10 protein-coding genes are annotated in these 12,315 nt (G+C 60.8%); 8 read left to right on the top strand and 2 right to left on the bottom strand.

Annotated features, from left to right (window positions below; translation table 11 throughout):
- The first annotated feature begins 104 nt into the window (after positions 1-104).
- Both H3O04_RS14695 and H3O04_RS14690 read left to right on the top strand, forming a co-directional pair.
- On the top strand, positions 105-1,097 hold the full coding sequence (locus H3O04_RS14695) for an IS5 family transposase (RefSeq protein ID WP_202587954.1): 993 nt from the start codon (positions 105-107) through the stop codon (positions 1,095-1,097).
- Positions 1,098-1,349: 252 nt separating this feature from the next.
- Positions 1,350-1,823 (top strand): cupin domain-containing protein, encoded by a 474-nt coding sequence (locus H3O04_RS14690; protein WP_202587952.1) that lies wholly within the window; start codon positions 1,350-1,352, stop codon positions 1,821-1,823.
- A 327-nt stretch (positions 1,824-2,150) separates the two neighbouring features.
- On the opposite strand, the gene H3O04_RS14685 is transcribed toward H3O04_RS14690, so the two are convergent.
- On the bottom strand, positions 2,151-3,098 hold the full coding sequence (locus H3O04_RS14685; protein WP_202587951.1) for a LysR family transcriptional regulator: 948 nt from the start codon (positions 3,096-3,098) through the stop codon (positions 2,151-2,153).
- A 101-nt stretch (positions 3,099-3,199) separates the two neighbouring features.
- Here H3O04_RS14685 and H3O04_RS14680 point away from each other — a divergent pair, with 101 nt between their 5' ends.
- Complete coding sequence (locus H3O04_RS14680; RefSeq protein ID WP_202587950.1) at positions 3,200-4,033, top strand: SDR family oxidoreductase; 834 nt, start codon at positions 3,200-3,202, stop codon at positions 4,031-4,033.
- 284 nt (positions 4,034-4,317) lie between these two features.
- Here the strand turns inward: H3O04_RS14680 and H3O04_RS14675 are convergent, their stop codons facing one another.
- Positions 4,318-4,857, bottom strand: coding sequence for an Lrp/AsnC family transcriptional regulator (locus H3O04_RS14675; RefSeq protein ID WP_006482427.1), 540 nt, complete (start codon positions 4,855-4,857; stop codon positions 4,318-4,320).
- A gap of 160 nt (positions 4,858-5,017) precedes the next feature.
- Between H3O04_RS14675 and mdeB the strand changes: the two genes are divergently transcribed.
- From mdeB to H3O04_RS14650, 5 genes are all read left to right on the top strand, one after another.
- Complete coding sequence (gene mdeB / locus H3O04_RS14670; RefSeq protein ID WP_202587949.1) at positions 5,018-7,732, top strand: alpha-ketoglutarate dehydrogenase; 2,715 nt, start codon at positions 5,018-5,020, stop codon at positions 7,730-7,732.
- A 449-nt stretch (positions 7,733-8,181) separates the two neighbouring features.
- Positions 8,182-9,198, top strand: coding sequence for a LysR family transcriptional regulator (locus H3O04_RS14665; protein ID WP_202587948.1), 1,017 nt, complete (start codon positions 8,182-8,184; stop codon positions 9,196-9,198).
- A 158-nt stretch (positions 9,199-9,356) separates the two neighbouring features.
- Positions 9,357-9,737 carry a response regulator transcription factor gene (locus H3O04_RS14660; protein WP_202587947.1) on the top strand — a complete coding sequence of 127 codons (381 nt, stop codon included), beginning with the start codon at positions 9,357-9,359 and terminating at the stop codon, positions 9,735-9,737.
- 30 nt (positions 9,738-9,767) lie between these two features.
- On the top strand, positions 9,768-11,666 hold the full coding sequence (locus H3O04_RS14655; RefSeq protein ID WP_202587946.1) for a PAS domain-containing sensor histidine kinase: 1,899 nt from the start codon (positions 9,768-9,770) through the stop codon (positions 11,664-11,666).
- On the top strand, positions 11,663-12,307 hold the full coding sequence (locus tag H3O04_RS14650; RefSeq protein WP_202587945.1) for a response regulator transcription factor: 645 nt from the start codon (positions 11,663-11,665) through the stop codon (positions 12,305-12,307). Before H3O04_RS14655 ends, H3O04_RS14650 begins: the two co-directional genes overlap by 4 nt.
- The last annotated feature ends 8 nt before the right edge of the window (positions 12,308-12,315 follow it).

Below are 12,315 nucleotides of genomic sequence, written 5' to 3'. Positions count from 1 at the left end.
ATATTGATCTGCTCTAGGGAAACACTGATTTATCCAGCTCGGCGGTCATCGCTGACGTAGCCGAGAACGTTGTAGAAGGCAGTTCACGGAACGGATCCTCGATGATGAAGCGGCAGATGAGCTTTGCGGAAGCGGAAAGTGCGGGCAAGAAGCGCGTGACCCGGCGTCAGCGTTTCCTGGACGAGATGGAGAAGCTCGTGCCGTGGCCGCGGTTGCTGACGGCGATCGAGCCGTACTATCCGAAGGGTGAGCGCGGCCGTCGGCCGATAGGTCTGGAGCGGATGCTTCGAATCTATTTCCTGCAGCAGTGGTACGGCCTGTCGGACGAAGGGCTGGAAGACGCGCTGTACGACAGCATCGCGATGCGTGCCTTCGCGGGAATCGATCTGGCTGTCGAGAATGTGCCGGATGCGACCACGCTGCTGAAGTTCCGGCGCCTGCTGCTCGAGCATGACCTGACGCGCAAGCTGTTCGATGAGATCGGTATCTCGCTGTGCGAACGCGGGCTGATGATGAAGGAAGGTACCTTGGTCGACGCGACGATCATCGAAGCGCCGTCGTCGACCAAGAACGCCGAGAAGAGCCGCGACCCGGAGATGCATCAGACGAAGAAAGGAAACGCCTGGCACTTTGGGATGAAGGCCCATCTCGGGGTCGACGCCGATTCGGGACTGGTTCACAACGTGGTGGGCACGGCGGCCAACGTGTCGGACGATTCGCAGGCTCACGCCCTGCTGCACGGGCATGCAGAGGAAGCGTTCGGCGATGCGGGCTACATCGGCGTGGACAAACGCGACGAAATGAACGGCAAGCTGGTGAAATGGCGTGTGGCGGCCAAGCGCGGAAAGATCAAGGCGATGCAGGATGGCCCGCTGAAGGATCTGGTGACCACGGTCGAGCGAACCAAGGCGCAAATCCGCGCGCGGGTCGAGCATCCGTTTCATATCGTCAAGAACCTGTTCCGTTATCGCAAGGTGCGCTACAAGGGACTGGCCAAGAACACGGCGCAGCTGTTCAGTCTGTTCGCCCTGGCGAACCTGGTGATCGTACGAAACCGGCTGCGTTCGGCTCATGGGAGCAGTCCGTCATGCGCGTGAAAAAATGCGAGCAGGGAGGCTCGTTTACGAGCCAACTGCACCGGAATGAGCGCCGATTCGATTCGTTATCCGGAAAGTTCGACGTCATCTCACCTGAAACGTCGGCGGTTGGCCCATTAATCAGCATTTCCCTAAAGCAACTGGGGTTCACGACCAATCGAAAGATAGGTTGATTTTTCGAATCAAGATTGACGTCTCCGTCATGCATTTCCACAATCTCTTTTGCCTATTTTGACGGAGTGAGGATTGCAAATGGATCAGCCCCAAGCTTGCATGGTCGCCGCCGATGCAGTACCCCGTACGAAACATTCAAACTACCCTGAGCCGTTTGCCTCGCGCATGACGGGACGGGAGAAGAAACCTCTTGGCGATCCGTTCGGTTTGAGTCAGTTTGGTGTGAACTTGACGACATTGAGCCCCGGCGCGGTGTCTGCTCTACACCATCGGCACTCGAAACAGGACGAGTGGGTGTATGTCCTCAGCGGCGAGGTCACCCTCTACGTCGGTGACGAAAGCTACCTCATGCGACCTGGAATGTACGCCGGGTTTCGCGCGAATGGCATGGCGCATCATCTACAAAACAACTCGGCAGCCGATGCCACGATCATCGAGGTCGGCAGCAGGGTATCTGGCGACGCAGTAAGCTATGCAACCGACGATCTCGTTGCTGTGATGAGTTCAAACGGCCAGTGGGGTTTCCAGCACAAGAACGGTGAACCCTACTAATTTCAACGTCCGCTTTGGAGGGAGCTGAACGTCACCGATGGGTCGCAAAGAGCCCTTCGCGCGGCTCCACAACCGCCACTCGATGTCACGAGTGGCTGCTTGCAGACGTCGCCGAACGGCGTGATAACGAGATAAGGAACCTTATCACCACAGCACTATTAGTCGATCGAACCCGCAATGGCACAACCGGAGACAGGGGCTGCTAGCTGTTGCAACAGTTTCACTTGGAGGTGACACAGTCTTCACGACGCCGCGCTCGGTGACATTTGGCACAAACGTCGGCGCGTGATCATGTGCTTGTCGCGGCCGCAAATGTAGTGAGGCCGGTTACTTCGCCAGAATTTCGGTGGGCGCCTTTGGACCGCCGCGATGCGGTCGCGTAGCATCGAGCTCTTTAAGAACGCTAACAAAAGCGCGCAAACCAACAGGAACTTGTCGGTGTCCGGGGTAGTACAAATACAAGCCGGGGTAGGTCGGGCACCACTCGCTCAGCAACGTGCTCAGTGAGCCATTATCGAGGTACGGCCTGGCCATCTGCTCGGGAACGAAAGCTACCCCGAGCCCTTGTAGTGCGGCCTCAAGCATCAACTCGGTCCGGTTCAAGACCAGCGAGCCCGGAACATCAATCGAAACTGCGTGACCGCGGCGCTTGAACTCCCACTTATACGGTCGCCCATTCGGCGTACGGGAACAAATGCACTGGTGTTCAGCAAGGTCAACGGGCGTGCGCGGCGGTTTGCGGGCAGCGAGATATGTTTTCGATGCGACGGGAATCATTCGAGACGGCCCGCCGAAATGGACCGCGACCATATCCTGCGGCACTGCCTCCCCGAGCCGAAAGCCTGCATCGAAGCCTTCGGCAACGATATCCACAAAGGCCGGTTCGGCGACGAGGTCCACGCGCATTTCGGGGTAGCGGCTCAGGAATTCGGGGATGATCTTCTGAACAAGCAGCATCGATACCGTCTCGGATGCCGTGAGACGCAATGTGCCAGAAGGGTGATCGCGGTTCGCATCCATCTCGGCTAGCGCACTATCGAGATCCTGCAAAATCGGATGAAGCTTCGTGACGAGGCGCTCCCCGGCTGGTGTGGGGGAAACACTGCGCGTCGTCCGGTTAAGCAGGCGCACGCCTACTCGCTCTTCCAGGTCGCGCATCATGTGACTAAGCGTGGAGGCAGCCAGCTCGAGTTCTTCGGCGGCCTTTCGAAAACTGCGGTGACTGACAACCGCGCTGAGTGCTCTCAGTTCATTCAATGTGGGGCGGCTATTCATGGTTTTTTGCCATCAAGACATGCCGCATTAGACCACTTATCGCCTGCTTTAGCGGCGGATACAGTGATGGCCCAATTCCCATTCGACCGAAGGAGCGTGTTATGACCCATACCTGGTTCATTACGGCTGTGAACAGCGGCTTTGGCCGCGAAATGAGCGAACAACTGCTCGCGCGTGGTGACCGTGTCGTTGGCACGGTACGTGAACTTCAATCCGTCGAAGACCTGCACGAGAGGTACCCGGAATCGTTTCGGCGACTCCCATTGGATGTTACCGACGTCGCAGCCATCCCCAAGGTGGTGCAGCAAGCGTTTGCAGAATACGGCAGGATCGATGTCGTGGTGAACAATGCAGGCTATGGGCTGTTCGGGCCGGCCGAAGGTTTGACGAATGAGCAAATCCGAGACCAGATTGATACCAACCTGGTTGGTCCGATACATGTGACACGTGCGGTACTTCCTCACCTGCGTGCGCAGGGTGGCGGGAGAATCGTCGCGATGTCTACGTACGGTGGCCAGGCCGCACATCCTGGCGCGTCGCTCTACCATGCGAGCAAGTGGGGGCTAGAGGGGTTTTTTGAATCGCTTGCCTCCGAGGTCGCATTTTTCGATATTGGCGTGACGATCGTCGAGCCCGGCAGTGTACGTACGGCATTCCGACGCACGGCCGGCACCCGGATGGGTGCGGACCTGCCGGCCTACAAGGACACGCCAATCGGCGCACTGCGCGCGCGGCTGGCCGATCCTGCTTTCGCGCCGAATGGCGATCTTGAGAAGATGGTGCGCTTGATTATCGCCAGCGCGCACGAAACTCCAGCGCCAAGACGGATCGTGCTGGGCACTGATTCATACAACATGATCCATAAGGCCCTCAGCGAACGCCTCGCCAGCCTTGAGGCCCAAAAGGATCAGGCACTGTCGACGGACAGTGCGTAACGCCGAAATCGCTGGATGGCGCGAACACATGATCGTGCCCATCAGCTTGATCCGGAGCGTCGCATGGAACTCATCGGGTAAGTCTGCCGCCGCCGTCGTTGCGATGGTGGAACGCTTGTACGTGCGTCATGCGCCAGGCGGGGACGAAGCGGTCACCGCGGTGGGCATTTGGGGAATGCGATACGAGTGACCGTGCCGCAGGGCGCACTCTTACCCGCCCGGCACTCGTGCTTTAGAGTGATCGCGCGCAAAGACGCCAAGACTGCTCACGCGCGCCTCCGCGCTCACGTCCATTCGATCGGCGCCTGTGGCCGTGCCAGGAGTTCCATTCCGCTTGCCGGCAACGGCAGCGCAGTCTTGTAGCGGACCTGCTTCAGTGCAAAGCTCGACCGGATATTCGAAACGCCGGGAATTTTCGTGAGCCAGTGCACGATGAAGTGCTCGAGGCTCTGCATGTCGGGCATCACGACGCGCAACAGATAATCGGCATCGCCCGTCATCAAATAGCACTCCATGACTTCGGGTCTTTGCGCGATCGCATCTTCGAAGCGGTTCAGCGCGTCTTCTACCTGCTTTTCCAGGCTTACCTGGATGAATACGTTCAGATGCAGACCCAAGGCTTCGGCGTCCAGAAGCGTGACCTGCTGACGAAACAACCCAAGTCGCTCCAGCGTTCGTACGCGGTTGAAACATGGTGTCGATGACAGATTGACGGCGCGCGCCAGTTCGGCGTTAGTGATGCGGGCGTCGTTCTGCAATTGCTGCAAGATCGCGATGTCGATGCGATCGAGCCGGCGGGCGCCGGATTTCTGCTCTGCAGCCATAGTTCGCATATTCCGATTAGTGGCGGATTTGGGGAATTTATACACTACTTGATTGCGATTTGATAGTGGAAACAGACGCACTTTCTGCAACAGGGCGCGTAAGCTGATACGGCGATCCCAAGCAAGATCAAACCCCTGTTTCCCTATCCGGAGTTGCGTCATGACCGATTTATCGAGCGGCCACGCCTCGCTGCAGGCCCTTGCCCGAAGCGACGAAGATGATGATCCTCACGAGACTGCGGAGTGGCTTGACGCGCTGGACGGCGTCATTCAGCACGTGGGCCTCGATCGCGCACAATATCTGTTCGACCGGCTCGCCGCCCATGCACTGACACGCGGCATCGCATCGGCCCGCGCGAGCAAGACGCCGTACGTCAACACGATCCCAGTCGAGGAACAGGGCCCGTACCCGGGCGACTTGGAGATTGAAGAACGTCTTTCGGCGGCTTTGCGCTGGAACGCCCTCGCCATGGTCGTCCGCGCGAACCGCGCCTATGGCGAACTCGGAGGACACGTCGCCAGCTACGCGTCCGCGGCCGACCTGTTCGAAGTCGGCTTCAACCATTTCTTTCGCGGTGCGCACGCCGCAGGCGGAGGCGACCTGGTGTTCTTCCAGCCGCATTCGTCGCCGGGCATCTATGCGCGGGCGTATCTCGAAGGATTTCTCGACGACACTCATCTTGAACACTACCGTCGCGAGATCGCGGGGCAGGGCTTGTGTTCGTACCCTCACCCGTGGCTGATGCCCGACTTCTGGCAGTTCCCTACAGGCTCAATGGGCATCGGTCCGATCAATGCCATCTATCAGGCGCGTTTCATGCGCTATCTTCAAAACCGCGGCCTGTCGGCTACCGAGGAACGCAGGGTCTGGGGATTCTTTGGCGACGGCGAAATGGACGAACCAGAATCGATCGGCGCGTTGTCACTTGCCGCCCGCGAGGGCCTCGATAACTTGGTCTTCGTGATCAACTGCAATCTTCAGCGGCTCGACGGCCCGGTGCGCAGCAACAGCCGTATCATCGACGAACTCGAAGCCCAATTTGTGGGGGCCGGGTGGAACGTCATAAAGGTGCTCTGGGGTTCGGACTGGGATGATCTCCTCGAGCGCGATCGTACCGGCACGTTGCCGCGCGCCTTTTCCAACACGGTGGACGGCCAGTTCCAGACATTTTCCGCGAACGACGGTCAGTACAATCGCGAACGATTCTTCAACCAGAGTCCAGAACTTGCTGCCTTGGCGGCTCATTTGAGCAACGACGACATCGACCGCCTGCGCCGTGGCGGCCACGACGTACGCAAGCTTTACGCCGCGTATCTCCGAGCTGTTCGGCACCGCGGCCAGCCGACCGTCATCCTCGCAAAGACCATGAAGGGCTTCGGCATGGGCCCAATCGGCCAGGGCCGGATGACGACGCACCAGCAAAAAAAGCTCGACGTCGAACAGCTCAAGATATTCCGCGACAAGTTTCGATTGCCGTTGTCCGATGAGGACGTCGAGCAATTGCGCTTCTACAAGCCCGCCGCCACGAGTGCGGAGATGAAGTATCTCCACGATCGGCGCACGGCCCTCGGCGGCTACCTGCCCCGGCGGCGCCGCGCGGCGTCCTCGGTCCCGGCCTTGCCTGACTTCGCTTCCTGGGCGCAATTTTCCGTTGATGCCAGTTGCCGCGAAATGTCCACGACAATGGCTGTCGTGCGCATGCTCGGCAGTCTCCTGAAGGATCCAACGCTCGGCCCGCGCATCGTCCCTATCGTCGCAGACGAGGCCCGTACCTTCGGCATGGCCAATCTGTTTCGCCAGGTCGGAATCTATTCGCCGCTTGGTCAATTATACGAACCCGAAGACCTTGGCACGATGCTGTACTACCGCGAGGACAAGAGTGGCCAAATACTTGAAGAGGGTATTTCCGAAGCCGGCGCCATCTCGTCGTGGATCGCGGCCGCGACGTCGTACAGCGTTCACGATCTGGCGATGCTGCCTTGCTACATCTACTACTCGATGTTCGGTTTTCAGCGCATCGGTGATCTGATCTGGGCGGCGGCAGACCAGCGCGCGCGGGGTTTTCTGATCGGCGCTACGGCGGGCAAGACAACGCTTGGCGGAGAAGGACTCCAGCATCAGGACGGCACAAGCCATCTCGCCGCCTCGACGGTGCCGAATTGCCGAGCCTATGATCCGGCGTTCGCGTACGAGGTCGCGCTGATCATGGAGGAAGGCATGCGCGAGATGGTCGAGCGTCAGCGGGACGTGTTCTACTACCTGACCGTCACCAACGAGAATTATCCTCAACCCTCCGCACCGACCGGCGATTTCGAATCGCTGCGGGTTGGGGTGCTCAAAGGAATCCATCCGGTTCCGGACGCACAAAGCGGCGAGGCGATTATTCAGTTACTGGGCTCCGGCGCGATCCTCGGCGAAGTGCTCGCGGCGGCTCGACTGCTGAGGCAGGACTGGGGCATCGAAGCAGCGGTGTGGAGTGTGACGAGCTTCACCGAACTGCATCGGGACGGCGTCGCCGCCGAGCGGAATCGCCGATTGAGCGCAGCGGCGGAGGCGACGCCGGCCTACGTAACGTCGGTTCTCGGCGCCTCCCGTGGCCCGGTCGTCGCGGCGACGGACTATGTCCGCGCCGTGCCCGAACTGATTCGTGCATTTGTGCCACGGCGCTATGTGACGCTCGGTACTGATGGCTTCGGCCGTAGCGACACGCGTGCGGCCCTGCGCGAGTTCTTCGAGGTCGATCGTATCTCGATCGCAATTGCAGCGCTCGGTGCGCTCGCGGACGAGGGTTCGATCGAGCGCACCGTGCTCAAGGCGGCGCTCGAGCGCTACGCCAGAGGAGAGGCACCGGCTGCACCAACATGGGAGCGTTGAACTGTCGCAAGAGAGAGGCGCAAACCGCGCTCTTTCGAACAGCCGGGCCGTCGCTTGTGGCGCACGCCCGGCATAAGCGTTCCCTGAAGGAAGAACCGCTTTACCCCGACATCAGTGTTGAATGGAATCGGGGCGACCATCCCGCTCGGAAGCGAACTCGTCTGAACGTCCAAGAGTTTCGTTCCGGGCCAACGGATTTGGGCGACGTGCTGAATCGGAAATCCACGGGTCATCAGTAGCCGGCCAGGCGACCCTGCGTCGGGTTGCGTGTGACCAACAGCGATCACCCGTTCAATTCCACGTACCGCCGGGCGATTTGGCCGAGTCGATGGTGTGGCGGCTAACACTATTGTATAAGGTCCGAACTCCCACGAGGTGATATTGCGGAGACCGACTGTTCTCTAGACTTCCGGTTAATCCTTCCACCGCAACGATTTCCGGAGAACAGCATGGACCGTACCCTGCACGCGATGTCAGTGTTTAGTCACGTCGCCCGCCTCGGCAGTTTCACCGCAGCGGCTGATATGCTAGGTATCAGTGCGGCGTCGGCCAGTACGCTGGTCCGCAGACTGGAAGAATATCTCGGCGTAACGTTGCTTCAGCGATCGACCCGCTGTGTCAGGCTCACTACGGAGGGCGAGCAGTATCAGGAGCACTGCCAGCGCATTCTCGGCGAGATCGAACTGATGCAGCAGCAACTGAGCGGCGCCGGGAAGATCGCGCGCGGCCGATTGGCAGTGGATCTCGATCAGGAAGTAGCGCATTCGGTGTTACCGTTCCTGCCGGTGTTCCGTGCCAACCATCCGGAAGTGGGCTTGCGGGTCGACGTCGGCGGCGACGCGGACGGCCTGATCGCGAACGGCGTGGATTGCGCGGTCGTAGTCGGCCAACTGGCGGACTCGTCGCTGCGTAGCCGGCGCGTCGGGCACTTCCATGCGGTGACGGTGGCGAGCCCTCACTATCTGAAAGCGCGCGGCACGCCGATCGACCCCGACAGCCTCCATTGCCACGACGTGATCCATTACACGCCGCGGCGCTTCGGTCCGGTCCGCGAGTTCCGTTACACCGTGGACGGCGCCGAGACGCGGCTCAAGCTGGCGGAGCGTATTTCCGTCAATGATGTGCGTTCGGCCGTTCGATATGCGGTCGAAGGCGTCGGCATCGCGCAGGTGAGCGAACGGATGGTCGCGGAAGAGTTGGCGAAGGGTACGCTCGTCAGCATTCTCGGCGAGTACGGGCCGCCGCCGCTGCCGATTTCCGTGCTGTATCCGGATCGACGCCAGGTGCCGATGTCGATACGCGCGTTCATCGACTGGATGCAGACCCAGCTTCGCGATCTGGAAATCGCAAGCTTCGACCACACGTCAGCGCCGAACGGCGGGCGCGACGTGGCACCGTACTGGACGCCGAACAGCGAGCGGCCGTTCGTTACAGCGGGCTTCCAGCAGCTGTCGGCCACGGCGTGAGCCGCGCAGACGAGGTGGCAGCACGCATATCGGGCGCGGCGTTATACCGAAGTATAGTTTGCGAGCCGATGCCGGCGGCATAGGATGCGGTCGAGCCCGCGGACCTCGAATGCGCGATCTCGCCATTTTTTTGAATTGAAGGGCAAGGACCCGCTGGTATGCCGAACCAAGGTATTGTTTCCATCGTCGATGATGACCGGTCCATCCGTCGGGCAACGGGCAGTCTTGTGCGCTCGCTGGGCTGGGACGTGCGCGTCTACGAGTCCGGCGAGGCGTTCCTCGACGCCGATCTGATACTGGATGTCGCGTGTATCATCTCGGACGTGCATATGAAGGGCATCACGGGGTTGGAGATGTATGAAACCCTGCTGGAGCGCGGGCCGGCTCCTCCTGTGATCTTCATCACGGCTTTCCCGTCCGAAGCAACGCGCGAGCGAGCGATGAAGCTTGGCGCGATCTGCGTGTTCAGCAAACCGGTGGATCCGGCGCGAATCCAGGAGCGCCTCGAGGACGTCGCCGCGAACAGCGGCCCCCAGTAATCCCGACATCCGTTTTTACCAAGTCACGATATGGATAGCAATCGCCAGATGAGCGAGGGCCGCGGCGTACGTGTGGACCACATCATTGCGCCGCCCGAGTTCGCGGCGGTGCACGCATCGGCGCCGGGCCTGAATATCGACGCTCAACTGCGCACGAGCCCGCACGCCGTCTATGCGGTAGCGATTGCACTGGGCCTCGCGGTGTTTCTCATCGACGCGTTTGCACCAGTCGACGTCGCGGTCGCCGTGCTGTATGTCGTCGTGGTGCTGCTGGTCGCGTCGGTTGCGTCCCCGACGGTCACCGTTGGCGTGGCATGGGCCTGCGCGTCGCTGACCCTCCTCGGTTTTCTGCTCGCGCAAAGCGACCAGATCGCGGTGAGTTCGCTCGCGCGCTGTATCGTCAGCGTCATTGCGATCGTGACGGTGTCCGCATTGGCCCTGCGCAATCAAAGCAGCCGTGCGATGCTGCAGAACCAGGTCGATTTGCTGAACCTCACGCACGACGCAATCGTGGTGTACGGACTCGACGGGCGAGTCCGTTTCTGGAGCAAGGGCGCGGAGCGCCTGTACGGATGGCGCGCACAGGAAGCGTTCGGCGAGGCATTTCACGAGCTGACGCGCACGGGAGCCGCATCGCCAATCGCCGAGCTGATCGACACGACGATCCGGGACGGCAGCTGGCAAGGCGAGCTTACGCGCACGCGAAAGAACGGCGAGACAGTGCTGGTTTCGAGCCGATGGATCGTGTCGCGCGACAAGTCGGGCCAGCCGATCGCGATTCTGTCCACCGACAGCGACATCACGCAGGCGAAGTCGCTGGAGGCCGAGTTGCGCCGCCAGAAGGAAGAACTGGTGGCGACGATCGACGCGATCCCCGCGATGGTGTGGAGCACCGACGAAGACGGCCGGCTGCTGTACCTCAATCGGCGCTGGACCGATTACGACGTGAGAACGCCCGACGGTACAAACGTATGGCGCGACATCGTGCATCCCGACGACATCGCAACGCTCGAGGCGGCCTGGCACGACGCGATTTCGTCCGGCAGCCCGTTCGAGGTGACGGCGCGGGTCCAGCTCGGCAACGGCGAGTATCGCTGCATGATCATCGGCGCCGCACCGTTGCGCGACGGCGATGGCCGGATTCGCCGCTGGTACGGCGTCAATACGGACATCGAGGCGCGCCGGCAGGCCGAGCAGGCGCTCGAGCGCTCGCGCGCGGAACTGGCCCATGTGACGCGGGTCACGATGCTCGGCGAACTGGCGGCCTCGATCGCGCACGAAGTCACGCAGCCGTTGGCTGCGATCGTCACATCGGGCGAGGCCGGGCTTCGTTGGCTCAACCACGACGTGCCGGACCTCGACGAAGTGCGGGATTCGATCGAACAGATGACCGACGACGCGCGGCGTGCGACGGATATCATTCGGCAGATTCGTGCGATGGCGAAGCGCAACGACCGGGACGACGCGCGCGTCGACGTGACGTCGATCGTCGAGCAATCGATCGATCTGATGCGCCGCGAGCTGCAAAGCCACGACGTCGAAGTCGCGCAGAACTGCCAGCCGTCGCTGTGGGTGCGCGGCGATCGTGTGCAGTTGCAGCAGGTGATCATCAATCTGTTGATGAACGCGGTGCAGGCGATGAGCGGCGTCGCGGACCGCAAGCGCACACTGGCCGTGTCGACGCGGCTCGTTGACGGCACGTCTGTGCAGGTGAAGGTGGATGATGCGGGCCACGGCATCAGAAGGCAAGACGCCGATTCGCTCTTTACGCCGTTCTTCACGACCAAGAAGGAGGGTATGGGAATGGGCCTGTCGATCTGCCGTTCGATCGTCGAAGGGCATGGTGGCCGCATCTGGGCCGAATCACAAGAAAACGAGGGGACATCGATGCAGTTCGTTCTACCAGTCGAAGGAATCACGCAGCCATGAGTAACGGTCCCGATCTCATCGCAACGAACTCCGTCGTATATGTCGTCGACGACGACGACTCAATGCGCAATGCGCTCGGCCGGCTGTTTCGCTCTGTCGGTCTTGGCGTAGAGCTCTTCGGTTCGGCCCAGGAGTTTCTCGATTTCGACAAGCGCGATGTGCCTAGCTGCCTGATTCTCGACGTCCGGCTCAAAGGTCAAAGCGGCCTCGCCTTGCAGGAACAGATCGTTGCCGGCAATCTCCAGTTGCCGATCATCTTCATCACGGCGCACGGCGACGTCGCCATGTCGGTGAAGGCGATGAAGAACGGCGCATTGGACTTCATGTCCAAGCCGTTTCGCGACCAGGACATGCTGGACATCGTCCAGAATGCATTGCTGAAGGACGAGAAGCGTCGCAAGTCGGATGGTCGTCTCGCCGACGTTCGCCGCCGTTACGGCACGTTGACGCCGCGCGAGCGCGAGGTGATGAAGTACGTAGTGCGCGGCCTGCTGAATAAGCAGATTGCCGCGGAGATGGGGCTCAGTGAAATCACGGTGAAGATCCATCGAGGCCATGCGATGCGCAAGATGGGCGCGCGAACGCTGCCCGAATTCGTGCTTGGCGCGCAAGCACTGGGGCTGGATCCCGCATCGGAATGACGATGTCG

Origin of the sequence: Burkholderia sp. KCJ3K979 (assembly GCF_016759955.1) — a bacterium.
Classification (GTDB): Bacteria; Pseudomonadota; Gammaproteobacteria; order Burkholderiales; family Burkholderiaceae; genus Burkholderia; species Burkholderia orbicola.
Note: the sequence above shows the minus strand (reverse complement) of the source record. Positions and strands in the feature narration are given on the sequence as shown.

Excerpts from the sequence above, each read along its gene's own strand:
- H3O04_RS14695 (WP_202587954.1), top strand. The coding sequence starts at position 105 with ATGAAGCGGCAGATGAGCTTTGCGGAAGCGGAAAGTGCGGGCAAGAAG.
- H3O04_RS14690 (WP_202587952.1), top strand. The coding sequence starts at position 1,350 with ATGGATCAGCCCCAAGCTTGCATGGTCGCCGCCGATGCAGTACCCCGT.
- H3O04_RS14685 (WP_202587951.1), bottom strand. The coding sequence starts at position 3,098 with ATGAATAGCCGCCCCACATTGAATGAACTGAGAGCACTCAGCGCGGTT.
- H3O04_RS14680 (WP_202587950.1), top strand. The coding sequence starts at position 3,200 with ATGACCCATACCTGGTTCATTACGGCTGTGAACAGCGGCTTTGGCCGC.
- H3O04_RS14675 (WP_006482427.1), bottom strand. The coding sequence starts at position 4,857 with ATGGCTGCAGAGCAGAAATCCGGCGCCCGCCGGCTCGATCGCATCGAC.
- mdeB (WP_202587949.1), top strand. The coding sequence starts at position 5,018 with ATGACCGATTTATCGAGCGGCCACGCCTCGCTGCAGGCCCTTGCCCGA.
- H3O04_RS14665 (WP_202587948.1), top strand. The coding sequence starts at position 8,182 with ATGGACCGTACCCTGCACGCGATGTCAGTGTTTAGTCACGTCGCCCGC.
- H3O04_RS14660 (WP_202587947.1), top strand. The coding sequence starts at position 9,357 with ATGCCGAACCAAGGTATTGTTTCCATCGTCGATGATGACCGGTCCATC.
- H3O04_RS14655 (WP_202587946.1), top strand. The coding sequence starts at position 9,768 with ATGGATAGCAATCGCCAGATGAGCGAGGGCCGCGGCGTACGTGTGGAC.
- H3O04_RS14650 (WP_202587945.1), top strand. The coding sequence starts at position 11,663 with ATGAGTAACGGTCCCGATCTCATCGCAACGAACTCCGTCGTATATGTC.